25 protein-coding genes are annotated in these 26031 nt (G+C 68.0%); 7 read left to right on the top strand and 18 right to left on the bottom strand.

Translation table 11 applies throughout. The features are described from left to right. Positions 1-10: 10 nt before the first annotated feature. Positions 11-2401: a sodium-translocating pyrophosphatase gene (locus tag C6I20_RS14090; protein ID WP_118396954.1), complete on the bottom strand. Its 2391-nt coding sequence runs from the start codon at positions 2399-2401 to the stop codon at positions 11-13. A gap of 111 nt (positions 2402-2512) precedes the next feature. Continuing rightward, positions 2513-2854, bottom strand: coding sequence for an STAS domain-containing protein (locus C6I20_RS14095; protein ID WP_118396957.1), 342 nt, complete (start codon positions 2852-2854; stop codon positions 2513-2515). Positions 2855-2946: 92 nt separating this feature from the next. On the opposite strand from C6I20_RS14095, the gene C6I20_RS14100 reads away from it, so the two are divergent. Beyond that, the gene (locus C6I20_RS14100; protein ID WP_118396961.1) at positions 2947-5376 is read left to right on the top strand and encodes a DEAD/DEAH box helicase; all 2430 of its coding nucleotides are present in this window, start codon (positions 2947-2949) and stop codon (positions 5374-5376) included. Here C6I20_RS14100 and C6I20_RS14105 read toward each other — a convergent pair. From C6I20_RS14105 to ssd, 8 genes are all read right to left on the bottom strand, one after another. Next, a complete protein-coding gene (locus C6I20_RS14105; protein ID WP_118396964.1) occupies positions 5282-5641 on the bottom strand; it encodes an Rv3654c family TadE-like protein in 360 nt (119 codons plus the stop codon). The genes C6I20_RS14100 and C6I20_RS14105 overlap by 95 nt on opposite strands. Further along, positions 5638-5988, bottom strand: coding sequence for a TadE family protein (locus tag C6I20_RS14110; protein WP_118396967.1), 351 nt, complete (start codon positions 5986-5988; stop codon positions 5638-5640). Before C6I20_RS14110 ends, C6I20_RS14105 begins: the two co-directional genes overlap by 4 nt. Next, on the bottom strand, positions 5985-6194 hold the full coding sequence (locus tag C6I20_RS14115; RefSeq protein WP_118396970.1) for a DUF4244 domain-containing protein: 210 nt from the start codon (positions 6192-6194) through the stop codon (positions 5985-5987). The genes C6I20_RS14110 and C6I20_RS14115 overlap by 4 nt, the downstream gene beginning before the upstream one ends. Before the next feature lie 57 nt (positions 6195-6251). Further along, positions 6252-6425: a DUF4244 domain-containing protein gene (locus tag C6I20_RS14120; RefSeq protein WP_118396972.1), complete on the bottom strand. Its 174-nt coding sequence runs from the start codon at positions 6423-6425 to the stop codon at positions 6252-6254. A gap of 114 nt (positions 6426-6539) precedes the next feature. After that, a complete protein-coding gene (locus C6I20_RS14125; protein ID WP_118396976.1) occupies positions 6540-7235 on the bottom strand; it encodes a type II secretion system F family protein in 696 nt (231 codons plus the stop codon). Further along, positions 7235-8029, bottom strand: a complete 795-nt coding sequence (locus C6I20_RS14130) for a type II secretion system F family protein (protein ID WP_118396979.1) — start codon at positions 8027-8029, stop codon at positions 7235-7237. Before C6I20_RS14130 ends, C6I20_RS14125 begins: the two co-directional genes overlap by 1 nt. Continuing rightward, a complete protein-coding gene (locus C6I20_RS14135; RefSeq protein ID WP_118396982.1) occupies positions 8026-9168 on the bottom strand; it encodes a TadA family conjugal transfer-associated ATPase in 1143 nt (380 codons plus the stop codon). Before C6I20_RS14135 ends, C6I20_RS14130 begins: the two co-directional genes overlap by 4 nt. Next, complete coding sequence (gene ssd / locus C6I20_RS14140) at positions 9165-10205, bottom strand: septum site-determining protein Ssd (RefSeq protein WP_162891339.1); 1041 nt, start codon at positions 10203-10205, stop codon at positions 9165-9167. Before ssd ends, C6I20_RS14135 begins: the two co-directional genes overlap by 4 nt. Before the next feature lie 105 nt (positions 10206-10310). Here ssd and C6I20_RS14145 point away from each other — a divergent pair, with 105 nt between their 5' ends. After that, positions 10311-11114: an HAD family phosphatase gene (locus C6I20_RS14145; RefSeq protein WP_118396987.1), complete on the top strand. Its 804-nt coding sequence runs from the start codon at positions 10311-10313 to the stop codon at positions 11112-11114. Between the two features lie 335 nt (positions 11115-11449). Then, positions 11450-12310, top strand: coding sequence for a TylF/MycF/NovP-related O-methyltransferase (locus C6I20_RS14150; RefSeq protein WP_118396990.1), 861 nt, complete (start codon positions 11450-11452; stop codon positions 12308-12310). 35 nt (positions 12311-12345) lie between these two features. On the opposite strand, the gene C6I20_RS14155 is transcribed toward C6I20_RS14150, so the two are convergent. Then, entirely contained in the window at positions 12346-13563 is a 1218-nt protein-coding gene (locus C6I20_RS14155; protein ID WP_162891340.1) for an oligosaccharide flippase family protein, read from the bottom strand. A 237-nt stretch (positions 13564-13800) separates the two neighbouring features. On the opposite strand from C6I20_RS14155, the gene C6I20_RS14160 reads away from it, so the two are divergent. Beyond that, a complete protein-coding gene (locus C6I20_RS14160; protein WP_118396996.1) occupies positions 13801-14448 on the top strand; it encodes a CatB-related O-acetyltransferase in 648 nt (215 codons plus the stop codon). A gap of 57 nt (positions 14449-14505) precedes the next feature. On the opposite strand, the gene C6I20_RS14165 is transcribed toward C6I20_RS14160, so the two are convergent. From C6I20_RS14165 to C6I20_RS14190, 6 genes are all read right to left on the bottom strand, one after another. Beyond that, positions 14506-15735 carry a hypothetical protein gene (locus tag C6I20_RS14165; protein WP_118396999.1) on the bottom strand — a complete coding sequence of 410 codons (1230 nt, stop codon included), beginning with the start codon at positions 15733-15735 and terminating at the stop codon, positions 14506-14508. Continuing rightward, positions 15732-16496 carry a bifunctional 2-polyprenyl-6-hydroxyphenol methylase/3-demethylubiquinol 3-O-methyltransferase UbiG gene (locus tag C6I20_RS14170; RefSeq protein ID WP_162891341.1) on the bottom strand — a complete coding sequence of 255 codons (765 nt, stop codon included), beginning with the start codon at positions 16494-16496 and terminating at the stop codon, positions 15732-15734. Before C6I20_RS14170 ends, C6I20_RS14165 begins: the two co-directional genes overlap by 4 nt. A 104-nt stretch (positions 16497-16600) precedes the next feature. Next, entirely contained in the window at positions 16601-17815 is a 1215-nt protein-coding gene (locus tag C6I20_RS14175; protein ID WP_118397005.1) for a DUF563 domain-containing protein, read from the bottom strand. Then, positions 17812-18621 carry an FkbM family methyltransferase gene (locus tag C6I20_RS14180; protein WP_118397008.1) on the bottom strand — a complete coding sequence of 270 codons (810 nt, stop codon included), beginning with the start codon at positions 18619-18621 and terminating at the stop codon, positions 17812-17814. The genes C6I20_RS14175 and C6I20_RS14180 overlap by 4 nt, the downstream gene beginning before the upstream one ends. Continuing rightward, positions 18618-19949 carry an O-antigen ligase gene (locus C6I20_RS14185; protein ID WP_162891342.1) on the bottom strand — a complete coding sequence of 444 codons (1332 nt, stop codon included), beginning with the start codon at positions 19947-19949 and terminating at the stop codon, positions 18618-18620. The genes C6I20_RS14180 and C6I20_RS14185 overlap by 4 nt, the downstream gene beginning before the upstream one ends. Positions 19950-19971: 22 nt before the next feature. Beyond that, on the bottom strand, positions 19972-21429 hold the full coding sequence (locus C6I20_RS14190; protein WP_118397015.1) for a polysaccharide biosynthesis tyrosine autokinase: 1458 nt from the start codon (positions 21427-21429) through the stop codon (positions 19972-19974). A 283-nt stretch (positions 21430-21712) separates the two neighbouring features. On the opposite strand from C6I20_RS14190, the gene C6I20_RS14195 reads away from it, so the two are divergent. Together C6I20_RS14195 and C6I20_RS14200 are read left to right on the top strand one after the other, a co-directional pair. Beyond that, positions 21713-22678, top strand: coding sequence for an NAD-dependent epimerase/dehydratase family protein (locus tag C6I20_RS14195; protein ID WP_118397018.1), 966 nt, complete (start codon positions 21713-21715; stop codon positions 22676-22678). A gap of 4 nt (positions 22679-22682) precedes the next feature. Further along, entirely contained in the window at positions 22683-23900 is a 1218-nt protein-coding gene (locus C6I20_RS14200) for a glycosyltransferase family 4 protein (protein WP_162891343.1), read from the top strand. Here C6I20_RS14200 and C6I20_RS14205 read toward each other — a convergent pair. After that, the gene (locus C6I20_RS14205; RefSeq protein WP_118397026.1) at positions 23888-24898 is read right to left on the bottom strand and encodes a GDP-mannose 4,6-dehydratase; all 1011 of its coding nucleotides are present in this window, start codon (positions 24896-24898) and stop codon (positions 23888-23890) included. The genes C6I20_RS14200 and C6I20_RS14205 overlap by 13 nt on opposite strands. Positions 24899-25008: 110 nt before the next feature. On the opposite strand from C6I20_RS14205, the gene C6I20_RS14210 reads away from it, so the two are divergent. Then, positions 25009-25881, top strand: a complete 873-nt coding sequence (locus C6I20_RS14210; protein ID WP_118397029.1) for an SGNH/GDSL hydrolase family protein — start codon at positions 25009-25011, stop codon at positions 25879-25881. Positions 25882-26031: the final 150 nt, after the last annotated feature.

Consider the following 26031-nt stretch of genomic DNA (forward strand, 5'->3'; position numbering starts at 1 on the left):
TCGTTCGTGCCTAGGCGACGGGGACGGTCTCCTCGACCGGTCCGGCCTCCAGAGCGATCGGCCGACGCTTGGACACGTAGACCGCGATCGCGATGATCAGCGTGGCGCCGATCGCGATCGAGTAACGGATCCAGTCGTTGGCCTCGTTGCCGTAGCTGTACTTGACGACCAGCGGGACGACCAGCAGCGCCACCAGGTTCATGACCTTCAGCAGCGGGTTGATCGCCGGTCCGGCGGTGTCCTTGAACGGGTCCCCGACGGTGTCACCGATGATCGTGGCCTCGTGGGCCGGCGATCCCTTGCCACCGTGGTTGCCGTCCTCGACGAGCTTCTTGGCGTTGTCCCACGCACCACCGGAGTTGGCGAGGAACACCGCCATCAGGGTGCCGGTGGCAATCGCGCCAGCGAGGTACGCGCCGAGCGGTCCCACGCCGAGGCCGAAGCCGACGGCGATGGGCGCGAAGATCGCCAGGATGCCCGGCGTCGCCAGCTCACGCAGTGAGTCGCGCGTGCAGATGTCGACGACCTTGCTGTACTCGGGACGACCTGTGCCCTCCATGATGCCCGGGATCTCCTTGAACTGGCGGCGCACTTCGTAGACCACGGCGCCGGCAGCACGGCCGACGGCGTTGATCGCCAGACCGGCGAACAGGAAGACCACTGCGGCACCGATCAGTAGACCGACGAGGTTGGCCGGATCAGCGATGTTCAGCACGCCGGTGAGGGCCTGCTGGTCGCTGATCGACAGGGTGTCGGCGAAGGCGCTCTTGGCGGCGTCACCCTCCAGTCCCTGGAACACCAGGACCAGCTGGCCCTTGATGTTGTCGGTGAACGCGCCGAACAACGCGGTCGCGGCCAGTACGGCCGTGGCGATCGCGATGCCCTTGGTGATGGCCTTGGTCGTGTTGCCGACAGCGTCCAGCTCGGTGAGGATCTGGGCACCTTCCTCGTCGACGTCGCCGGACATCTCCGCGATGCCCTGTGCGTTGTCACTGACCGGGCCGAACGTGTCCATCGCGACGATGACGCCGACGGTCGTGAGCAGACCACAACCGGCCAGCGCGACCGCGAACAGCGACACGATGATCGAGCCGCTGCCGAGCAGGAACGCGCCGAACACGGCTGCACCGATCACCAGCGCGGTGTAGACCGCCGACTCGAAGCCGACCGACAGGCCGGACAGGATGACGGTGGCCGCGCCGGTCAGCGAGGTCTTGCCGACGTCCTTGACCGGACGGGTCTCGGTGCCGGTGAAGTAGCCCGTCAGCGCCAGGATCAGCGCGGCGAGGACGATGCCGATCAGGACCGCAACGATCGCGATCGTGCGCGGCGATCCATCGAGGTCCGCGGTCGGGTCGCCGAACAGCTGGGCGGTCAGGCCCGTCGGCGCCGGGATGTTGAGATCGTCGAACGACTTGGGCAGGTAGAACCACGCAAGGACGCTCGAGGCGACGGCCGAGATGCCCGCGGAGAGGTAGAACGAGCGGTTGATCGTCGTCAGACCCTTCTCGCCGACCCGCGGACGGGTCAGGTAGACACCGATGATCGCGGTGACCGCACCGATCGCCGGGACGATGAGCGGGAACACGAGTCCCTTCTCGCCGAAGGCCACCGAGCCGAGGATCAGGGCCGCAACCAGGGTCACGGCGTACGACTCGAACAGGTCGGCCGCCATGCCGGCGCAGTCGCCGACGTTGTCGCCCACGTTGTCGGCGATCGTCGCGGCGTTGCGCGGATCGTCCTCGGGGATGTTCTGCTCGACCTTGCCGACGAGGTCTGCGCCGACGTCAGCGGCCTTGGTGAAGATGCCGCCGCCGACTCGCATGAACATCGCGAGCAGCGCCGCACCGAAGCCGAAGCCCTCGAGCACGTCCGGGGCGTCACCCTGGTAGATCAGGACGACGGCCGAGGCGCCGATCAGGCCGAGGCCCACCGTCAGCATGCCGACGGTTCCGCCGGTGCGGAACGCGATCCGCATGGCCTTCTCGCGACCTTCATTCTGGGCGGCTGCCGCAACCCGGATGTTGGCGCGCGTCGCGAGCCACATGCCGAGGTATCCGATCAGCGCGGAGAAGCCGGCACCCAGCAGGAAGAACATCGACCGGCCGATCCGGATCTCGGCGTCACCGGGCAGCAGGAACAGGAGTCCGAAAGCCAGCACGGCGAAGACGGCCAGGGTCTTGAACATACGGCCGAGGTACGCCGAGGCGCCCTCCTGGACCGCGAGTCCGATCTCCTGCATCTTCTCGGTGCCTTCAGAGGCCTTGAGTACTTCGGCGCGGAAAACCGCCGCCATGATCAGCGCAACGACGCCGATGCCCGCAACGACCGACACGATGATCGTGTTGTCGCTCGAGAGATCGAGATCACTGGCCGCCGCAACAAAAGTCGCGTTCGCCATGAAAAATCCTCCAAGAGATGGGGTCAGACATACCACGGGCAATCAACCACCCGCCGTGACGGAGGTTACATGCCGTCGCGCCGGAAATGTCTCAGGGGTGTGTCCCAGGTCTCATACGGCGCTGCGACGCGCCTCGTCGATCGTGGTGTGCAGACCGAAGACCTTGTCCAGCCCCGTGATCTCGAAGATCTTCAGGATCCGCTCCTGGGTGCAGACAATGTCGAGCGAGCCACCGTCAGCGCGCACGCGCTTGAGGGCACCGACAAGGACACCCAGACCTGTTGAGTCGAGGAAGTCGACCTTCTGGACGTCGATGACCAGCCGGGTGTGGCCCGCATCCACCGCCGCCACGATCGCCTCGCGGAGCTTGGGCGCGGTATAGACGTCGATCTCACCACCGGCCTCGATGATCTGGAACTCATCCTCGGTGCGTGACGTCAGCGTCAGCTCCATCTGCACTCCCTCTCTCGATCAGCATTCAATCACGATCGGCGCTCCACCGCCGGTGGGCGGGACCGTCATGGCGCATCTGGGAGAATCGGTGGGTGGACCCCGCCGATCTCGTGCTGCGCTACGGCGATCGGGTCACCCATGTCGAACGGGTTCCCGAACGACTGGCCGTGATCGAGCCCTGGCCGACGTGGATCGCGCCGGCCGTACGGGAGATGTACGAGGCCGAGGGCATCACCGCGTTGTGGGGTCACCAGGCCGAGGCACTCCACCATGTGCACACCGGCCGACATGTCGTGATCTCCACCGGCACGGCCTCGGGCAAGTCCCTGGCCTTCCAGGCGCCCGCGCTGACGGGGCTCGCGGAGGGGCGGGCCGGTAGTGCCCTGCGCGGCAACCGGATGCCGACCGTCCTCTACCTCGCGCCGACCAAGGCGTTGGCCGCCGACCAGCTGCGCCGACTTGCAGGCGCCCGGGAGTTCGCCCGGCCGGCCACGGTCGACGGCGACAACTCCCGTGAGGAACGAGCCTGGGCCCGCGACCACGCCAACTACCTGTTGACCAACCCGGACACGCTGCACCACTCGATCCTCCCGGGCCACGCACGTTGGGCCAGGGCACTCGGCGGGCTGACCCACGTCGTCGTCGACGAGTGCCACCACTATCGGGGCGTGTTCGGTGCGCACGTGGCGCACGTCCTCCGTCGGCTGCGCCGAATCTGTGAGCACTACGGCGCCGACCCGGTCTTCGTCCTGTCCTCGGCGACGGTCGCCCAGCCCGAGGTGTTCGCGGCCCGACTGACAGGCCTCGAGGTCGTGCCGGTGACCGACGACGCCTCACCGCATGCCGCCCGCACGATCGCCCTGTGGGAGCCGCCGCTCCTGCCCGGCCGCGACCCGTTGAGCGGCGCCGAGACCGAGGGCGTCGTGCGCAGGGCCGCCACGACCGAGGCCGGCGAGCTCATGACGGACCTGGTGATCGGCAAGGTGCGGACCCTGGCGTTCGTCCGCTCGCGTCGCGGCGCCGAGTCTGTCGCGTCGACCGCGCAACGTCGGCTCGCTGAGGTCGACCCCGAGTTGGTCGCCCGCGTCGCGACGTACCGCGGCGGCTACCTGCCCGAGGAGCGGCGCGCCCTCGAGCAGCGGTTGCGCAGCGGCGACCTGCTTGGACTGGCCAGCACCAATGCCCTCGAGCTCGGCATCGACATCGCGGGTCTCGACGCTGTCATCAGCGTCGGCTTCCCCGGGACGCGGGCCGCGCTGCAGCAGCAGTTCGGCCGGGCCGGCCGCTCGGGCCGTGACTCGATCGGCATCCTGGTGGCCCGCGACGACCCGCTCGACACGTACCTCGTGCACCATCCGGAGGCGCTCCTCGGCACCCCGGTTGAAGCCTCGGTGTTCGACCCTGACAACCCCTACGTCCTGGGCCCTCACCTGGCCGCCGCTGCCCAGGAGATGCCCCTGACCGAGGCGGACTTCGCACTGTTCGGACCCCGCACGTCAGAAGGTGTGCAGGCGCTCGAGGCCGCCGGCTGGCTTCGGAAGAGGCCGGCCGGCTGGTTCTGGACCAAGCGGGAGCAGGCCAGCAACCTCGCCGACATCCGGTCGAGCGGTGGGTCGCCCGTCCAGATCGTCGATGCCGCGACGGGCCGGTTGATCGGCACGGTAGACGCCGCCTCGGCGGACTCGACGGTGCACGCCGGCGCCGTCTACGTCCACCAGGGCGACGCGCACCTGGTCGACGACTACGACGTCGAGCACGGGGTCGCTGCCGTGCACCGCGACGATCCCGACTACTCCACGATGGCCAGGTCGGTCACCGAGATCACGGTCACGCAGATCGAGCGCACCGTCGAGTGGGGCGAGGCGGCGATGTCCTTCGGCGCGGTCGACGTCGTCAACCAAGTCGTCTCCTACATGAAACGGAGCACGAGCGGCGGAGGCATCCTTGGCGAGGAGCTGCTCGACCTGCCGGCCCGCACCCTCCAGACCAAGGCCGTGTGGTGGACGCTGAGCCCCTCGGCTGTCACTGCTGTGCTCGAGGACGCCGACGTGCCGGGTGCGGCCCATGCCGCCGAGCACGCGGCGATCGGTCTGCTGCCGCTCCTGGCCACCTGCGACCGGTGGGACATCGGCGGGGTGTCCACGGCGCTGCATGCGGACACCGGAACCCTGACGGTCTTCGTCTACGACGGCTACCCGGGCGGTGCTGGCTTCGCCGAACGTGGGTACGAGCTGGCCGGACGCTGGCTGCGGGTCACCCGCGACGCGATCGTCGCGTGCGAGTGCGCGACCGGCTGCCCGTCGTGCGTGCAGTCGCCCAAGTGCGGCAATGGCAACGAGCCGCTCGACAAGGCTGCCGCCGTACTCCTGCTCGACGCCCTGCTGGCCAACGCCCCCGCCGACCAGTCCGACCACACCGGCCCGGCACTCAGTCAGCGAGATAGTAGTCCGGGGCCGCACGGGCCTCCTGCTCGAACGCCCACCGGTGACCCCACCACGTGCGGCTCGTCGCCCACGTCGTGATGGTGGCGACGTCGTAGTCCATCCGGCACCGACGCACCGCAGCCTCGTTGCGCTCGGCGATCCGACGTGCCTCCGCGCACGGGTCGCGCCCGTTGACGCTGGCCTGGGTCGCCGACAGGGCAGCCAGGTCGGCCGCGGCGGCGACACGATGCCGCAGTCGCACGAGACCGGCCATCTCGGTGACCACGACCGCCACCAGGACCAGGACGACGGCCAGGGTCGCGACCTGGGCCGTCGCGGCACCTCTCTCGCTGCGCCGCTTCACGGCGTCTCGATCGCGGCGACCGAGGTCGACCGCAGCTGCCGAGAACCGATGCCGGAGAAGTACGGGAGCGGCATCCGCGACCGGGCCGCGACCGAGACCTCGACGGTGCCCGCACCGATGTCGACCGACACGGTGGCCCCAGCCGGCGACTGCCTCCGAGCGACGCTCATGGCTGCCGTCTGGGACTCGCCCCGCGCCAGCATGCGAGCGGCCTCGCGGGAGGCATCCGTGATGCGGATCTGGGTCAGCCCGAGGGAGACCACCCACAGCAGGAGGAAGGTGAGTGCGACGAGGAACGGCGCGACCGTGGCAAGCTCCGCGGTCACCATGCCGCGCTCTCGCTTCACATGAGCCTCATACCGAATCCCGGGAGGATGCTCTTGATCGTGCCCCAGCCCAGGGCTCGCTCCAAGATGTCTTTGAGGGACTCGATCCAGGGATTGTTGTTGTCGAGCAGCCCGAACTTGTAGAGGACTACGGCGATCATGACGGCGCCGAGGGTACCGACTGTGTATTCCGCGGTCACCATGCCGCGGTCGTCGTGCTGGGACATCGGGACTCCTTTGCAGAAGGGGCCCGGGGCGGCACCGGCCGCCCCGGGCCGAGCGGGTTAGAACGGGAGGATGCTGGGGATCTTGCTGATCAGGTCCTCGACGAGCTTGCCGAACCACGGCGACTGCCCCACTTTGACCAGGACGCCACCGATCGTGCAGGCCCCGAGGGTGCCCACGGTGTACTCGGCGGTCGTCATGCCTCGCTCGGCTTGGTGCAGGAAGTACTTCATGGTGTGTCCTTTCGACGGGTGAATGTGTCATCCAGAAGATGGGTCCGACAGCACGGTGATCTGCGAAGCAACATCGCGGCTGGGGACGGCCGCCGCTGTGCGGCCGGTTGTGGATCAGAGGCTGAACGAGCCGAGCGTGGCGATGATCGTCGGCACGATCCCGACGAGGAAGAACGCGGGCAGGAAGCACGCGCCCAGTGGAGCCGCGGTCCTGACCGCGACCTTGCGGCTGTCCTCGCGCCGTCCAGCCCGACGCTCACGGCGCAGCTCGTCGGCAACCCCCGAGACGATGCGAGCAACGGGCATACCCGACGCCTCGGCCCGCCGAAAAGCCCTGGCGACCGGGGCCAGGGAGGGATCTCGGGTCAGCCCCCGCCAGACCGCATCCGGATCGGCGGCAATCGCCAGGCGGCTGGCCACCACGCCGAGCTCGGTGCCCAGCGGATCGGCCGTGGCCTCGGCCGCGAGCGCGAACGCCGTGACGGGAGGGCGCCCGACCGCCAGCGCGGCGACCATCAGGTCGAGGGCGGTCGGAAGCTGAGCAGCGATGCGTGCCGCACGGCGGCGTGAGGCCCCCGACTCCAGCCGACTCACCGATCTGTGCACGACCGGCGCGAGTGCGATGCCGAGCAGCGGCCCGAGTGGCATGCCCAGGATCAGGACTATCGCCACGGGCGCGATGAGGGCCGCAAGCAGCGCCGGATCAACCCCGGTGCGGTCCGCCTGCCCGCCGAAGAGGCTGCGCCGCCGGGACCTTGTGCCGCTGGGCAGCAGGCAGGACACCGCGAGCGCGGCCAGGATCGCCGCCATCACGCGGACCGCTCGGCATCCGCGGCGATCCGCTCGACCCAGGCGACGCCCAGGCACGCGAGCGCGCACCCAGCGGCAAGGCAGAAGGCGCCTGGCCACGTGCCAACGAGAACCGCGAGCGGATCACCACCCATGCCGGAGCCCAGCGCTAGACCGAACACTGGCAGGACTGCCATCAGGCGTCCGGTCGCCCGGGCCGGCGCCAGGCCCGACTCGACCTCTCGCTCGATCTCCTGATCCTCACGAGCGGTCTCCTGCAACCGGTCGAGGACGTGCGCCAACGGAGCACCGGCCCGCTCGGCAACGAGCCAGGCCCCAGCCAGTTCGTCGAGGAGCTCCGCGCCGTGCTCGACCGCCGAGGTGCGCAGCGCGACCGGAACGTCGCCTCCCAGCCGGGCCGCGTGCGCCGCGGGTGCCAGGAAGTCGAACTCGCCGGCGAGGCCCGCCAGTACACGCTGCGGTAGCAGCCCCGCGCGTAGCTCGGCCGAGATCAACCCGATCGCCGCGACGACCTCCGCGCGACGCTCGCGCAGGTTGCGCCGACGGCGCTCGGCCCGCCACTGACGTAAGCCGAAGGCCGCGACGCTCGCTCCGGTGAGCAGCAGCACCAGCAACGGACCGGTCAGCCCGATCGCGACCGCCCCGATGAGGCACGTCGCCACCGCCGACCCGACCGGGCGCCGGGCCCGCCACCGGGGGCTCCCGAGCCCGAGCCGCTGCCGCACCAGCCACCGATCAGGCGGCCGACAGAGGACGGCCGCGATCGCGGTCATGAGTGCCGCGACGACCGTCATCGAAACAACGTCTCCAGACGGGGGTAACCGGGACCCCGCTCTGCACCGGAGTGGCCCAGTGTCAACGCAGGCACGCAGGCCACTGCACCGTCCCGTCCCCGCTCGAGCGTTGCGATCTGCTCGACCCGCCGCACTCCATCACGACCAGAGGCCAGGTGGATGACCAGGTCGACGCTCGCCGCCAGCTGGCTGTGCACCGCATCCCTCGGCAGCCCCGCCGCGACCCCGAGTGCCTCGAACCGGGCTGGCACGTCACGCGGCGAGTTCGCATGCAGCGTGCCGCATCCTCCCTCGTGCCCCGTGTTGAGCGCAGCCAGCAGGTCGACGACCTCGGCGCCGCGGACCTCTCCGACGACGAGACGATCGGGGCGCATTCGCAGCGCCTGCCGCACGAGGTCACGCACCGTGACGAGCCCCGCACCCTCGACATTGGCGGGCCTGGCCTCCAGGCCGACGACGTGCGGATGGTCCGGTCGCAGCTCGGTCGCGTCCTCGACGATGACGAGACGCTCATTTGGGTCAACCGCCGCAAGCAGCGCCGCAAGCAGCGTCGTCTTGCCGGAACCCGTGCCGCCCGTGACGACGAACGCGGCACGCGCCGCGATGATCCTGCGTAGCAACTGCACAATGTCGTCGGTGAGCGACCCGGAGGAGCGCAGCTCGTCGAGGCTGAACGACCGGCGTGCCGGGACCCGCAGCGACACCAGCGTTCCGGGCCAGGCAACGGGCGCCAGGACCGCATGCAGCCGCGTGCCGTCGCCGAGCCTCGCGTCGACCCACGGGCTCGCGTCGTCAAGCCGCCGGCCGGCCTGTGCTGCGAGGCGCTGGGCCAGCCGGCGCACAGACTCCTCGTCGGCGAACCGCACTGCAGACCTCTCGAGCCCCCTGCCCCGGTCGATGTAGACCTCGTCAGGTCCATTGACCAGGACATCGGTCACTCCCGGAGTCGCGAGCAACGGGTCGAGCAGGCCCGCCCCACGGGTCTCGCTGCGGAGCTGGTCGACCAGCGCCAGCACGGTGGCGCTGCCCGCGACGTGGTGCTCGGCACGCAACGCCGCGGCGACGCTGTGCGGACTCGGCTCCGAGGTGTCGACAGCGAGCCGCCGCCGTACGCGCTCGAGGATCGGCAGGTCCGTCACGGCGCTTCCAGACCCAGGGTGTCCAGCAAGGCCCGGGCAGTGCACCGCGACGTGCGCGAGCGCCCCGGCCCGAGCCCACGGTCGAGCGCCAACCGCATCCGCCGATCCGCGCGATGCCTGGCCAGCACCGGAAGGCCCAGCACCTCGGACACAGCAGCCGGTCCGATGCCGCCGCGCCTAGCAACGCTGACCACCGCGATCGAGGACGCCACCTGCTGCAGCCGCGAGAGGACCTGCCGGGCGGCGCCCACACCGCACATGTCCTCGGCCACCAGCAGCACCGTCAGGACCGATCGACCGATGATGTCGACACCGGCGGCATCCAGATGCCTCGGCACGTCGGCAACGACCAAGTCAAAGCCACGCACTGCCGCCGTGAGGACGGGAGCGATCGCATCGGGCAGCCCCGTCGTGTCCGCCGCACTCCACGACAGCGACGACACCCCGTCGTGGAGCGGCAGCACATCGGCGAGTGACCCGGCGCTCAGCCGTCCCCGAGCGGAATCGAAATCGTGCCACCGGAGCCCCTCGGTCCGCTCGGCACCCAGCAACAGCTCGAGCCCCCCGCCGAGCGGATCGGCGTCGAACAGAAGCGATCGAAGCCCTCGCCGCCCAGCCGCGAGCCCGGTCGACACCACGAGCGTCGAGCCCCCCACACCTCCGGAGCCCCCGACCATGCTGACCAGACACGCCTCGCCGCGACCGTCCAGTGCCGTGCTCAACGCCTCCAGGATGCGATCCTCCTCGTCCGGCGCACACACCACCGAGGCGCCCAGCGAGATCGCATCGGGCCACCATCGTTGGGTGTCCCGGACGAGCAGCAGGACATGCTCGCGGCGCGGCAGGGCGGCGCCCACGAGCTCGTGGGCGAGGTCTTCGCCCACGACCACGACCGGAGCCTGCCGCCACGACCGCCGGGCAGCGGTCAGATCGGGTGCAACCTCGGCGACTACCCCCACCGCCGCGCACCAGCGCAAGGCGTCGTCTAGGAGCGTTTCGTCTGCGGTCACGACCAGGGGGGAGTCAAGATCGGGCATGTCCTCGAGCATGCGACGCGCCGATGCCGAACGAAACCAGCGGCTGTCGGCCTGTGGACGGCCAAGCCTGAGCCGGCCGGGTGTGGACCGGCCTATCCTGATCGGGTGATCCCCACGAGGTCCGCGGCGTTCTTCGACCTGGACAAGACCATCATCGCGAGATCCAGCACGCTCGCGTTCAGCCGGCCGTTCTACCAGGGCGGGCTGCTCAGCCGCCGCGCCGTGTTGCGCAGCGCCTACGCCAACTTCATGTTCGCCATCAATGGCGCCGATCACGACCAGCTCGAGAAGATGCGCGCCTACATGACTCAGATGGTCACCGGCTGGGACGTCGATGTCGTCCGACAGTCGGTTGCCGAAACGCTGCACACGATCATCGATCCCCTGGTCTTCGAAGAGGCGGTCGACCTGATCGAGCAGCACCAGGCGGCCGGGCGCGATGTCGTGATCGTGTCGGCCTCGGGCTCGGAGGTCGTCGGGCCTATCGGAGACATGCTGGGCGTCGACCACGTCATCGCCACAACGCTGGTCGTCGACCGCGGCCGCTACACCGGCGAGGTCGACTTCTACGCGTACGGCCCGAACAAGGCCGTCGCGATGCGCGAGCTCGCCGCCGAGCGCGGCTACGACCTGGCCATCTCCTACGCCTACTCCGACTCCGAGACCGACGTGCCGATGCTTGAGGCGGTCGGGCACCCGTTCGCGGTCAACCCCGACAAGACCCTGCGCCGGCAGGCCGAGGAAAACGGCTGGCCCATCCTGATCTTCGCCCGCCCCGTTGCGCTCCGCCGGCGGCTGGGTCTGGACACCAAAGTCGGCAAGGCTGCTGCCGCCGCCGTCGTGGCGAGCGCTGTCGGCGCGATCACGATGGCGTTGGTGACGCGTCGCAAGCACCGCATCGCGGCCTGATTGTGAATCGAAGCGCACAACGTTACGAATGAGTAGCCCTGTTGCCATCATCCGATGTGGCGTACACATGGAGCAAGAACTCCACAGCGGCACAGCACACCGGTACCCACGCGGCGATCACCCGTCTCAATGGGATAGTCGCTCGCCGGACTCCTTTCCACTCAGGGATTCATGAGGAGCCGCGACGACGCAGATCCAGCACGCCTGGTAGCCGAAAGTGTTGGCCAGGCGGCGCCATTCCCCCGGGGATCGGCGCCGCCGCTCTGTGAGGCGCGGCACAACTGCCGTTTCCGATGACGCGGCCAATCGCACGAACCGGCTGATAACCTCCTCGCGTGACCGACACCAAGACGACTGCCGATGACCTGCGCGAGTATTACCTCGATCTGATCAAGCGGAGCCTCACCGGCGCGCTTGCCGAGGACAATGACTCGATTCTGGGTGGCGTTCGCATGCAGGGCGCCAAGTCCATGAAGAAGCGCGCCGCGAACGCTGTCGCCAAGGCGGCCGGCCGGCTGGACCTCGAGATCAGCTACAAGAAGCCGTACGACCCCGCGGCCCGCGAGTCAGGACAGGACTGGCCGGCACGCGCCGAGTCGATGATCGGCCTCAAGCGAATGACCAACATCCAGGACTGCATTGCGGCGGTCATCAAGGACGGCGTACCCGGCGACCTGATCGAGACCGGCGTGTGGCGTGGCGGCGCGACGATCTTCATGAAGGCCAACCTCAAGGCTTGGGGCGACACGACCCGCAAGGTCTGGGTCGCCGACTCGTTCGAGGGCCTGCCTGCACCGGACTCCTCGCGCTATCCCGCCGACTCGGGCGACGAGCTGTACACCCAGACGGGACTCGCGGTCGGCCTAGAGACGGTCAAGAACAACTTCCGTCGCTACGACGTGCTGGACGACCACGTCGAGTTCCTCGTCGGCTGGTTCAAGGACACCCTGCCGGTCGCTCCGTTGGGCGATCTCGCCCTGATGCGCCTCGACGGCGACATGTACGAGTCCACGATCCAGGCGATCGAGGTGCTCTATCCCAAGCTCTCTCCCGGCGGCTTCTGCATCATCGACGACTTCGGGAGCCACGCCTCGCAGGCCGGCCAGGCCATCCATGACTACCGCAAGCAGCACGGCATCACCGAGGAGATCGTGCAGATCGACGAGTTCGGCGCGTACTGGCGCAAGACGTTCTGAGCTGAAGCCCGTCGCCCGGGTGTCAGTCGGCGGTTCTACTCATCCCTCGTGTGTCGGTGGAACACCACAGCCCACATGACCAGGCCAATCGCACTGGCCGCGGCGGCTCCCCACATCGCCGGCTCGGCACCACCGGCAAACGCTCCGGCGGTCGAGAAGACCAGAGCCAGTACCGTCGTCGCGACATCGATCACCACGGCCCGGTCGATTGCTCGCATGCCGAGCATCCCTGTCCGGAACCCGGTGATCAGGCCGAGGACAAGAATCTGTGCCGCGGCCGCCCATACGAGGTGCTGCGCAACGGACCAGGTGTCACCGAGCACTGCCCGACCCACACTGTCGGGCACCAGCACCAGAAGGACACCGTTCAGCAGAGCGGCGCCACCGGTCAAGATGGTCAGCTTGCGCACCATACGACGGACCAACGCCCGATCATCGGCCACGCGAGCGACCTCACCGACGCCGCTCGCCATCACAGCGACCTGGAACGTCATGAACGGCCGCTGGAGCAACAGCGCCCCCTGAACGCCGCCGAGTGCCCGTGCGCCCGCGATCGCCCGGATCAGGATCGCCGCGAGCAGCCCGCTGCCCTGCGTCGCGGTGTACGACACGAAGTATCGCCAGGAGAACCCCCACGTCTCCTTGAGCCAGCTGATGTCGAGGCGCGGACGCACACCACGGTGCTGCCAGAAGACGATGAGTCCGGCGAGCGCTCCGGCACCGGCCCACGCGGCGACGTAGGCCTGCAGGGAGCTCAGGTCGGAGGCAACGAGGCTCGCGATGGCGCCGAGCTGCAGGGTGAGCCAGGTGACGTCAAGCGTCAGCGCCGAGGACGGTCGCCGGGTCGCGAACCCGAGGTAGCGGCCCACATCCTGCAGCACCATCAACGGCGAGAAGACGCCGAGGATCATCAATCCCTCGCCGAGATCGCCGTCCAGCGGCCGAGCCGCCAGACCACACAGGACCAGGATGACCCCGATCGACAGTCCCAGCACGCAGGCACTGCTGATCACGTCACCGGGACGCTGCTCGGCCTCCTCGGGGTGCAGCAGCAGAGGCTCACTGACCAGCGCTCGGGCCCCACCCAGCACCACGACGTTGACCAGCAAGATGATGCCGAACAGGCCGAACGACTCGATGTCGAGGAGCTGGGCCGCGAGCAGCGCGATCAGGAAGTTCGAGGCGCCCGAGATGATCTGGTCGATCGTCGCGACGCCGAGCCGCCGGCTCGCGGACTGCTCACTGGATTTCACATGGTTCCTGGCCTGGGACATGGCGCGGGAGTCGCCCGCCTGACACAGCTTGACATGCTGCCGACACACATCGTAGGTCGTGCTCACCGTCCCCGCGGCGGGAAATCGCTCACGGCGCCGCCACGATCAGGAGTTGTCTGCTGCGGCCCCGGGCTCTGGGCTATCGTGCCGTAGTGCCGCGGGCGGCCGCTGCCTGATGGCCTCTCGCCGAAGATCCCCATCACAAGGAGAATTTCGTTGTCGACTGTCCTTCAATACCTCAAGCATGCGGCCCGCAGGGCACGCTACGCCGCACCGATCAAGGGACAGGATGGTGCCAACCTGCTCCGTCTGCAGAAGTCAGGTCGGGTCGTCTACGGCCCACACACCTACGGGATTCCGAAGGTCATGACCTACCACTACGGCACCGAGCGGGCGATCTTCGGCAGCTATTCATCGATCGGAGGAACCTACCTGCTCGGCGGCCAGCACGGCGTGGACCGGGTCACGACGTATCCGCACCGCATCAACTGGGGCATGGAAGGCGCCGGGACCGACGGCTTCCCTAACTCCGGACCCGACACACATGTCGGTTCCGATGCGTGGACCGCAGAGAACTCGCTCATGATGAGCGGCATCACGATCGGGGACGGCGCGATCATCGCCGCCGGCGCGGTGGTCACGAAGGACGTCCCTCCTTACGCGATCTTCGGCGGCAACCCCGCCAAGCTGATTCGCTACCGCTTTGACGAGGACCAGATCGCGGCTCTGCTCGAGATCGCCTGGTGGAACTGGTCCGACGAGGAGGTTCGTGAGGCGGTGCCGCTCCTCGCCGAGCGGGATGTCGATGCGTTCATCGAGCGCGCCCGAGCCAACGCAGCCCCCCGCACGCCGACGGCGGGCTAGGTGGTGGAACTTGCGTGCCCCATCGTCTGACCCTCCGTCCTCAGCGAGTCGCGGCACCTAACGCCAGGCGCCGACACCCTTGGTGAACAGGGGGCGGAGCTTCTCGATGACCTTCGGGAATCGCTTGCGCGCGCGGTCGTACTCCTCCGGGAGCACCAGACGGACGCTCTTGCCGGTGTCGGCCAGCAGGCTCCGGGCGACTGGCCTCCACGCCGACCGTCGCCAGGTGTCGTAGGCATCGGCCTCAGCGGGGACGAACGGGGACGGCAGCGTTGCCTCGAGCGATCCGATCCGGTGGGCCCGGCGAAGCTGGCGGGAGATGCGACGACCACGCGTGTCGGTGAGATATGGGTACGCCGGGGCAGGCGGCAGGACCCGCTCATGCTCGACGATCAGGCCGGCGTACTCCTTGCACAGGCCCTCTATCGCGGCTGGGTCGCCCAGTACCGACTGATCGTCGTGCTGGAACCGCACCGAAAGCCGCTCAGGTTGGGTGGCGTCGAAGGCATGGAAGTGGAACAACCGCAGCCGTTCGCCGTTGGCTGAGTTGTAGAAGCCGTCGGCATCCCGGGCCAGCGGTCGCTCCGGGAGATTGGTCACGCCGACGTTGTAGCCGGAGTGCCGCAGGCTTGCGGCCTGCCAGAGGGTGCTGCCGATGTCCATCCACTTCTGGTCCACGAACAGACCCGCCATGGGATCGTAGAGGCATTCATCGCGTAGGTGGCCCCACCACCAGTCGAGGAAGTCGCGCGCGCGGCGGTCGACACCACAGAAGCCGAGGTTGAAGACACCGACGGTGAGCAGGTGGCCCTCGTTCTTGCCGGCCTCGGGGGGCGTCGGCAACAGGAAGTGCGGGGTCAGCAGGATTCCGCCCACAGAAGCCGTCAACGCCGGTGCCAGCTCAGACATGGGAGAGGTGAGGTACGTGTCTGGATCGAGATAGAAGACCTGCTCGGTCTCCTCGAGCAGCGACTTCAGCAGCAGCGGCTTGACCGCGGTGGCGAACTCGACGAGGTCGTAGCCCATCGCGAGCGTCAAGACCTCGCGCTCGGTCAGGCCCAACGACGCGGTGCTCCGGCACACGACGCCCGCGAGCTGTGGCAGCTGGTCGTCGCGCGCGACATCAGTGAACAGGATGGTCAGCCCCGCCCCGTCTTCGTGCTCCCGCAGCGTCTCGGCCAACACAAGTGCCTTGGGCAGGTAGTTCGTCGAGAGAATCGTGCAGTAGGTGACGCCTGTCGTCATGGCCATCCCGTCGTGTTGTTCAGTGGCGATCGCCGTCGTCATGCGGCCTTCTTCTGGACGAAGATCATCAATGTCGGAGCAAGTCGTGTGGGCGTGAAGTGGTCGATCGCGGCCGCGACCCGCCACGCAACCGCCGAGCGACCGAAGTACACCGGCTCGCTGCTGTGACCGTAGACGTGGATGGCGTGGGGGGCGAATAGCCGGTTCAGGTCACCTCGGGTGTTCATCGAGTAGCGGGTCGGGAAGACATCCTCGGCCTTGCGCCCGGGCTGGAGCTTGTCGAGTATCCGCACGTGCATGCTGTTGGGGATGGCCCGCGCGCCCAGCCCGATCATGCCCCACTTGTTCGGTGTCCTAGCCGCGAACCATCCGCCCGGCTTGAGCACGCGCATGATGTCCTCGGCCAGGGCCGGCGCGTCCTCGGCGTTGACGTGCTCGAGCACGTAGTCCGCGACCACGAGATCAACCGATGCGTCCTCGAGCGGCAGCGGCTCGCCCAGCCCGACTACGTGGGCCACGTCGAGCGACGGGTTCGACGTCACGACCGGATCGACGTCGGTGCCGACCACCTCTGCGACTCGACCACGCATCCAGCGCAGCTGCTTGGAGATGCGCGGCATGGGGTCGACGGCCCAGTGCCCTCGCCCGGCGCCGAAGTCGAGCACCCGGCTGCTCTCGTCGACGAGGGCGTTGATGCGGGTGTAGAACTCGATCTGGCCGTCCTTACGCGAGTACCCGCCCACTGCCGCCTCGGGATACAGTCGGGTGAGGGTGCTGTTGGGCTCGAACTCGTCTGCGCTCATGTGTCTCTCCTGAACTCGTGGGCGTTCTGGCGAACGTCCAGTAGGGCGCCGAGCGCACATCGTTGCATGATCCTCGTGCGCGCGCGGCAACAGCGGATGGTCGGTCAGCTCGCGATCAGCCGATCGACCGCATCGATGATGATGGCCGGGTCGACGTCGATGTCGGCCTGGATGCGGTTCATAGGACTTCCGGGACCGTACGGCGTGGTGTCACCGGCGACGAGGTACGCGTACTGGGAATCGGGGATGCTGTCGGTGATCGCCCAGAAGCACGAGTTGACGTAGCTCGCTGGGAAGATCTCCAGCACCTTGACCCCGGCACCCGCGAACACGAGGTTCGTCAGCGCCGCTCCGTGCGGCGCCACGACGACCTCGGCCGCAGCGTAGTGGTCGATCTGGTCCCGCACGGACATCCCGCCAGGCTCGATGCACACGAACCCGCGATCCTCGAGCAGCGCCATCAGGGCCTCCTCCTGGACGATTCGTCGCGTGTTGCGCTGCGATCCTCGGGTGACGTAGATCCGTCGCGGCTTGTCGCTGACGTCGTGCGGCACCAGGCGTGAGCGCAGCCAGTCCACGGTCGAGCGCGGTGCGACTTCCTTCGGGTTCGGCAGGCTCGGCACCACGAGCTGGTCAGCCCGGACGGCCCGGTGCTTCTGCGTCTCCACGATGTGATGGTCGCCAAGTCCGACCAGCTCCAGCAGATCCCGCTGCCAGCCGGTCCCGGCAGGCACGTAGAGCGCATCGGCGACACGCCCCGGCATAGTCTCCTGGAAGACCCCGAAGCGGGGCAGGACGTCGAGCAGGAAGTGGTAGTAGTTGCCGCTGCCGCCGCGCGTCGCGAGCGAGACCAGCGTGCCCTCGACATGCTCGACCGGCGGCAACCTGTGGCGCAGGAAGATCGGGTGCTCACGCCAGCGGGTGATGCCGAAGTACTCGCTGGTCTCGTAGTCCAGCGTTCCGCCGGGGGTCACATTCGCGCCGTAGTCCCCCACCACGATGCCGCGGTCGATCTCCAGCGAGTACCGCGGCGCGACGTCGAACATCCTGGCCTTGTCGAACACCCAGTGCCCCGCCGGCGTGCCCTGGGCGGGCTGGCGCCGGATCTGCTCACCGACATCGAGCCGGTGCAGCGTCACGGCGTCGGGCTCGAGCGCGGCGGTCGCACCGACCGTCGCGGTGGCTCGCCGGGGCAGCGCACGTGCTCCCTGCAGACGGGACAGCGGTCGCGCCACCATGCCCGCCGCGAGGGACGCCAGTCGGTGCAGACGCTTGAGCAACGGCCACGCCGGTTGCAGCGCGTTGGGGAGCCGGGTCATGCTCCGACGGTGTCCCGCGACAACCAGGCCATGCCGAGGCGGGGCAGGAACTGCTCACGCTCGACCAGGTTGAGGCCCGCCGAGGTGAAGAACGCCTCGAGCTCCTCCCAGGAGTGTCCCGGGAGGTCGTGGTACTCCAGCACGACTCGTCGGACTCCGGCCCAGTCGGCCGGGTCCGAGCCGAGCACCATGTCGTACTCTCCACCCTCGGTGTCGATCTTGACGATGTCGGCCGTGCGTCCGCTGATCGTGAGGGCCTCGGCCATCGACACGCTGCGGACCGAGACCTTGGCGGCGTCGGCGGTCAGGTGCAACACGCCGTTGTGCCCGCTCGCGGCGCCGTTGTCTGCCAGCTCGAGCACGCCTGCCTCGCCCTGGACTGCGAGGTTGTTGCCGTGCACCCGCGCCTGCAGCGCATTGTCACCGATGTTGCGGGTGAGGTACTCCGCGGTCGACGGCGACGCCTCGTAGGAGTCGACCCGGGCGCCGGGGTGCTTGCGGGCGAAGGCGACCGAGAAGCAGCCAACGTGCGCTCCGATGTCCAGGGCCACCGGCTGCTCACCGAGGTCGGATGTGAACCACCCGAGGCGGTACTCGTCCTCGACGAAGATCTCGTAGACCGGCACGCGGGCGCCTGGGCGGTTGGGCACCGTGATGCTCGTGTCGGCGTCCATCCGGAAGACCAGCTCCTCCGGCTTGCCGGTGACGCTCTGGCGCGCCATGGCGACCAGCAGCGCGGCACCGTTGTCGAAGCCGCGAACGGTCTGACGGACCCTGCGCAGGGCGAGGGGGAGACTGCGGTTCATGCTGAAGTCCTTGTCGTGGTGAGGGAGCGGCGTGGCCGACCCGCGGGAGTTGGTGTGACGTCGTTCGACGGTGGTGGTCGGTCCAGGTTGGCGGCGAACGTCAGGGCGATCACCGACCAGATCAGACGATCCCACAAAGTATTGGTCAGCGGGCCGATTGTGCCGTAGGCGAGGACCGGATACGCGAGTCGATGGTTGATGCCCTGCCAGAACAGCGGACGGAGCGCAGTCCACAGCACCAGCAGATAGCCGAGCAGGCCGAAGATCCCCACCGCCGTGGCCACCTGGAGATAGATGTTGTGAGAGCCCAGCCCCCCGTCGAAGCCGTTGCCGAGGAACGGGTGCTCGAGGAAGAGCTTCCACGCCTCGGCCAGGACGTTCTGCCGCTCGATGTCCGAGCCGCTGGCTGACCCGTTGCCGAACAACCGACCAAGTGCGGAGTTTCCGTCCTCCTGGAGCAGCCGCCCCGAGAAGGCCAGCACGCCGGCGACACCCAGCATCACAGCGCCAACGGCGCGGATCGAGCCCTCTACGAAGGGGTAGATCACGACGAGCATGCCTAGGACCAGCAGCGCCGCACGACTGCCACTGATGTAGACGCCATAAGCGTTGATGATCGCCGCGAACCAGAAGATCCAGCGGTAGCCCGGGCTGATCTTCGCCACCAGGTACGGCGTGAGCGCTGCCGCCAGCAAGCACTCCAGGCCGAGGTAGTTGGGGTGGTACGTGAAGCCGACGTAGCGAGCGTCGCCAGCCACCGGCCCGCTCAGCAGACCCCAGCCGACGCTGAAGACGCAACCGAAAACGTACGCAGCGGCAAGCCGGACGGTGATCTTGATCTGTGGGCGCCAAATCATGAAGAAGATCGGCAGCATGAAGGCGCCTACCAGCAGCCGTGCGACCTGATTGATGCTGACCACGGGGATGGCGCTGGCGACACTGGCCACAACGCCCATCGTGAACAGGATTCCCAGCCCAAGCAGGAACAGCGGGGGGATCGAAACCTTGTTGCGCAGGAGCGTTGGCGCCAGGATCGCGATGCCGATCACGAACATAATGTCGGACCCAGTCACGTACGAAGCACCTAGGCGCAGGTCGTTGAGTGGCGCGAGGAACATCGCGAGGGTGATGGCGCCCGTGCCCACTCTCGCCAGGTCGAAGCAGACCAGCAGCACGAGAAGAGCCGCGAGGAAAACTGTGACGGCGCCCAGCAGTGGGGCTCTCGTACCGACGAACGTCAGCCCGGCCAGGACCACCAACGCAAGCAGGTAGGTCCACGACTCGCCGAGGACCCGACCCGGGAGGGTGATGCTCAGGGGACGCGCCATGCTCAGTCGGACCTTGCGCCCGTCACCGGGTCCGCTCGTGCTGCGACTGCTTGCGCTCGCCTCGAGAGGCACGACGGGGCTTGGTCGCGGCGCGCATCGAGCGGCCTGCCTCGATCTCCTCGCCGTATCCGTATCCGTAGCCGTAGCCGTAGCCGGAAACCGCGCGGCGCGGTGTCATGTTGAGCACGACGCCGACGATGCGCCCATCGACCGCGTCCAGTCGGTCGACGGCCTCCTGGACCAGGTCCTTGTCGGTCTTGGCGTAGCGAGTCACCAGCAGCACCCCGTCGGCCATTGGCGCGATGATCGCAGGATCAGCAACGGGAAGCAGAGGAGGCGCGTCGATGATCACGACGTCGTAGGCGTCGCGGACCTTCATCAGCAGGTCGCGCATGGCCTGGGTCTCGAGGACCTCGGCCGGGTTGGGCGGCGTTGGTCCTGTCGCCAGGAAGTCGACGCCGCTCTCGTGCTGCTGGATGCACTCCTCGACCGGGGCACGGCCGACAAGGACCGTCAGAACCCCAACGGAGTTCTCCAGACCGAGCAGACGGGCGACCCGGGGCTTGCGGAAGTCCGCGTCGAGGATCAGGACGCGGCGGCCGGTCTGAGCGAGGGTTATCGCCAGGTTTGTCGCGGTGACGGTCTTGCCCTCGTCGGGGACCGCGCTGGAGATCATCAGCATCTGTCGCTTGGAGTCCAGCTCCACGAACTGCAGATTGGTGCGCAGCACGCGGAAGGCCTCGACCCGCTCCCGCGAGCCCTCGTCATCGCTGATCAGAGGGTGCTTGGGCACCGATGAATCGAACGGCACGATTGCCATGACGGCGGAGTCGGTGACCTCGCTGAGGTCCTGCGGAGTCTTGATCGAAGTGTCGAACATGTCGCGCAACACCGCACCGGCGACGCCTATCAGCAGGCCGAGAATCGCGCCGACGGCGAGGTTGATCGTCAGGTTGGGGGAGACCGGGTTGGCATCGTAGGAGGCGTCTCCGGCGAGCCGAGCGATGATGGGCGATGCCTGCTCTTCACCGTCGGCGGTCTTGCCCGGGGCCTCGAGGGTCGCCACGAGCTTGACGATCTCGTTGCCCTCGGCGCGTGCAAGGTCGCGCGCGACCTGCGGGTCCTCGTCGGTGACCGTGATCTGCAGGATCACGGTGTTGGGTACCGCCGTGGCGGAGACACGGGGGCCGAGCTCATCGGGCGTGATGTCCAGGCCGACCTGCTTGATGACCCGCTGGAGAACCGCGGGGTCCTTCGCGAGGTCAGCGTACGAGGCGACCCGCTGTGCGGAGTAGATGCTGAGGTTGTAAGCGTCCAGCGTGCCCGTCGAGGTCGCCGTGACGTAGATCCGCGCCTGCGACTGGTAGGTCGGCGTGATCGCCGACGTCAGCACGGCCGCACCGATGATGCCCAGAAGGAACGACGCCACAGCAAACTTCCAGCGGCGCCGAAGCGTGCGCAGCAATTGACGTAGTTCCACTCAGGCCCTCGCTCGGGGGATCAGTCTCGCGTCGACAGGTCACCAAAGTGTAAGGGAGTGCCACCCCAGCGGGCCGCTGGCCTCGCTCGGCGGGTTGACCCGTCGATCCACCGCCTCAGTCTCCCCAGGTCGGTTGCCTAGTGGGCCCGCCCGTGAACCAGAACGGCGTCGAAGCGAAACTTCGGGGCAAGCGGGTCGTTAGGTGTCATGAGGCTGTGCGCGCGTAACGTTCAGTCAAAAAAAACCACGAAGTCCAGAAAAAATCACTCGGAGGACGAGAAACATGACGGTATTGGTCACCGGAGCCGGCGGATTCATCGGCGGGCACCTCGTTGCAGACCTGGTCAAGTCCGGCAAGAACGTACGCGCCGTCGACAAGAAGCCCCAGGACGAGTGGTACCAGGTCAGCACCGACGCCGAGAACGTCGTGGCCGACTGCGCCGACATGGCCGACGCCCACAAGATGGCGGTCGGCACCGAGGAGATCTACAACCTCGCCGCGGACATGGGCGGCATGGGCTTCATCGAGAACAACAAGGCCGAGTGCATGCTGTCGGTGCTCACCAGCACCAACGTCCTCGTCGCCGCCCGCGATGCCGGGACCCAGCGCTACTTCTACAGCAGCTCGGCGTGCGTCTACGCCGGTGACAAGCAGACCGACCCCAATGTCACGGCGCTCAAGGAGGCCGATGCGTACCCGGCCGACCCCGAGGACGGATACGGCTGGGAGAAGCTCTTCAGCGAGCGCATGGCCCGGCACTTCCGCGAGGACTTCGGCATCGAGACCCGGGTCGCCCGCTACCACAACGTCTACGGCCCTGATGGCACGTTCGGGGGGGGCCGCGAGAAGGCGCCGGCGGCGCTGGCGCGCAAGATCGCCCAGGCCAAGCTCAGCGGCGACCACACGATGGACATCTGGGGTGACGGCGAGCAGAGCCGCAGCTTCATGTACATCGACGACTGCGTTCGCGGCACCAAGGAGATCCTGGCCGGCGACAACCTCGAACCAGTCAACCTCGGCTCGTCCGAGCTCGTCACGATCAATCAGATGGCATCGATCCTCGAAGAGATCGCGGGCATCACGGTGACCCGCAGCCACGACCTGACTGCGCCGCAGGGAGTGCGGGGGCGCAACTCCGACAACACGATGTTCCACAGCATCTACGGCTGGGAGCCTTCGATCTCGTTGCGTGACGGGCTTGAGAAGACCTACTCCTGGATCTACGACCAGCTGAGTGCGCGGGGCTGACCCGGTGCGCATCACGGTTCATGACTTCTCCGGCCACCCCTTCCAGGCCGAGCTGTCCCGCAAGCTGGCCGACAAGGGTCACGCGGTCGACCACGTGTCGGCCGAGCAGTACGTCAGCGGCAAGGGCCATCTGGAGGTCCAGCCCGGCGATTCACCGACGCTGACGTTCACCGCCATCGCTTTGGACCTGCCCTTCCAGAAGTACGCCCCGCTCGCACGGTTGCGCTTCGAACGCTCCTACGCCCGTGAGTGGATCAAGCGGCTCAAGGCTGCTCCGCCCGAAGTCGTCGTCGCGTGCAACCTGCCACTGCTGTCGATGTTCCTGTTCGCCCGCTACGCCAGGCGCGCCAAGCTGCCGTACGTCTTCTGGCACCAGGACATCTACAGCGCGGGGTTGACCGATGAGCTTCGCCGCCGGCTCCCCCGGCCGCTCGCCTGGCTCGGTTCGCGCCTCTTCGTCCGGATGGAGGCCTACTGCGCCAAGCACGCCGACCACGTCGTCGCGATCGGCGATGCCTTCAAGGAGGTGTACCCCGGCTGGAAGGTCGCGCCGGCCAACGTCTCGGTGATCCCGAACTGGGCGCCACTGGACAAGGTCTTCCCAGTCGACCGGCACAACCCGATCTCGGAGCAGTTGTTCGACGACGAGAGCTCCCTCCGACTGGTCTACGCCGGCACGCTGGGCCGCAAGCACAACCCACACCTGCTGGTCGACCTGCTGCGCAACGCGCAGGACAACGACATCCCGGTCTCGATGGTCGTGATCTCCGAGGGCCAGGGCGCCGACGACCTCGCCGAGATCGCCCGCACCGAGGACGTCCCGCTCACGGTGCTGCCGTTCCAGCCGGCAGACGACCTGCCGTACGCGCTCGGCTCGGCCGACGTGCTGGTGGCGCTCCTGGAGCCCGACGCCACCAAGTTCTCGATCCCCAGCAAGGTCTTGTCCTACATGGCCGCCGGTCGGCCGATCCTCGGTCTCATGCCGGAGGACAACCCCGCCGCGCTCGACATCGTCGCCAGCGGCGGCTACGTCGTCGATCCAACCGAGCTCGGTGCCAAGTCGGCAGCGGTCTGGCTGGCAGACCTCGCGATCGAACGGGCGTTGATCGGCCAGATCGGTGGTTCGACCCGCGCGATCGCCGAGCTGAAGTTCGACGTGGAGCAGGTCTCCGACGAGTTCAGCATGATCCTCGTCCGGGCGATCGAGCTTCAGCGCACGTAGTCCGCCGACTCGGCGACACCCGAGCGGATGCGGCGCACGTCGACGTCGACCATGTCCGAGACGAGCGTCTCGAACGACGTAGCCGGGGCCCAGCCCAACTGCACCAGCGCTCTGGTCGCGTCGCCCTGGAGGGCTGCAGCCTGGGTCGAGCTCCACAGGCTGTGATCCAACTCCAGATGTGGCATCGGGTCGTCGACACCAGCGGCCGCGAACGCCGTCGTCAGCATCTGACGCAGGGTGCGAGTTGTGCCGGTCGCGATGACGTAGTCGTCCGCGCGGTCGTGCTGCAACGAGAGCCTCATCGCGTCGACGTAGTCGACCGCCGCACCCCAGTCCCGCTCGATGTCGATGTCACCCAACGAAACCTTCGCATCCCGGCCGCAGGCGATCTCGGCCGCGACCCGGGCGATCTTGCCCGCCACGAACTGGTGGCCACGGAATGGACTCTCGTGGTTGAACAGGATCCCGTTGCAGGCAAACAGGTCGTACTTCTCGCGGTAGCTGACCACCGCGTGGTGCGCGGCACTCTTGGCGATCGCATAGGGCGTGCGGGGCCGGTGGGACGTCTCCTCGTTGAGCGAGCCCTTGACATCGCCGCCGAAGACCTCGGCGCTCGAGGCCTGGAAGAACCGGACCTCGCGGCCTCCGACGTCACGATGACGCAGCAGGGCCTCCAACATCTCCACGACCGCAGTCGTGTTGGTGCGCAGGACGAGTTCCGGATCGCTCCAGCTCCTGCCGACCGAGCTGAAGCCGGCCAGGTTGTACACCTCATTGGGCGCGTGACGGTCGAGCAGCCCGGCGAACTCAGCGGAGTCGGTGAGCTCGTGCTCGACCAGCTCCACGCCGGCTAGGTACGGCGCCGTCCTGGCTGTCGACTGGCTGTCGGGACGCACCGTGCCGACGACACGCCAGCCGTTGGAGCGCAGGAGCCTGGCGAGATACATCCCGTCCTGCCCCGCGACACCCGTGATGAGCGCGGTGCGATCGTCCTGCATGCCCTACCTCTGTCTCGTGTCGACTGACCCAGCAGGGACCGATGCGGCGCCGGCGACGCTGCCGGGCGAACCGCTCTCATGGTATCCGCACCGTTGGCTAGGCTGGACGAATGCGCGTTTTCCGACAGCCGGCGACGATCGCTGTGCTTACGGCGCTGCTCGTCGCGATGGCCTTGGCGTCGTGCCGGGACTCCGGTCCCGGGACGACCAAGGAGACAAGGTACGTCGCACTGGGGGACTCGGTGGTGGCTGGGGCCGGCATCGCACGCTCGTCAGGGCCTTGCCAACGCTCCGACCACAACTACCCGTCGCTACTCGCAAAGGACCTTGAAGTCGACACGTTCGTCGACCAGAGCTGCCCCAACGCGACCACCGCCGACGCACTGAACGGGATGGAACGAGCCGACGGGATCGACCTGCCGCCGCAGCTCGACGCTGTCACGGAAGACACCGACGTGGTGACGATCAGCATCGGCGCCAACGACGAGGCCTTCATCCCGACGGTGTTCGCGTGCCGAGTCCCTGTGCACAGCACGTCGACCGACTGCGCCACCTACGAGGAACAGATCCCCGAGGCTCTCACCACGATCGAGGAGAACGTGGCGTCCCTGCTAAAGGAGATCAAGCAGCGGGCCCCCGACGCGACGATCGTGCTGGTGAGCTATCTACGACTGATGCCCGACTCCGGCACGTGCTCCACTGTGCCGATCGCGCTGGAGGACGTCCGCACCGCTGCGGAGCATGAAGGACGGCTCGAGGCCGCTCAACGCAATGCCGCCCAGGCGGCGGGGGTGCGCTACCTCTCGATGCGTTCAGCGTCGGCGGGCCACGACGCCTGTCGCGGCGCCGACGACGCATGGGTCAGCGGGGCCACCGCGGCCGAGGGCGACGGAAGCCAGCTGCACCCGCGGGCCTCGGGCATGAGAGCTGTGGCCGAGGCCCTGAAGCCAGAGATCGCGGATGCCCTGACCCCGGCCCGATGAAGTGTTGACGAGCCGGTTCGGAGTTGGCAATACCGCAGGTCACAGGCGCCGCCAGTGCTAGCATCGAGCCTCGTCCCCCCTGCTCGAACCTGAACCCAAGGTCGCGCTTTGCTGCTCCGGGCGATCGTTGAAGACGTTCGGTCCGTGTGG

Source organism: Aeromicrobium sp. A1-2 (genome assembly GCF_003443875.1).
Lineage (GTDB): Bacteria > Actinomycetota > Actinomycetes > Propionibacteriales > Nocardioidaceae > Aeromicrobium.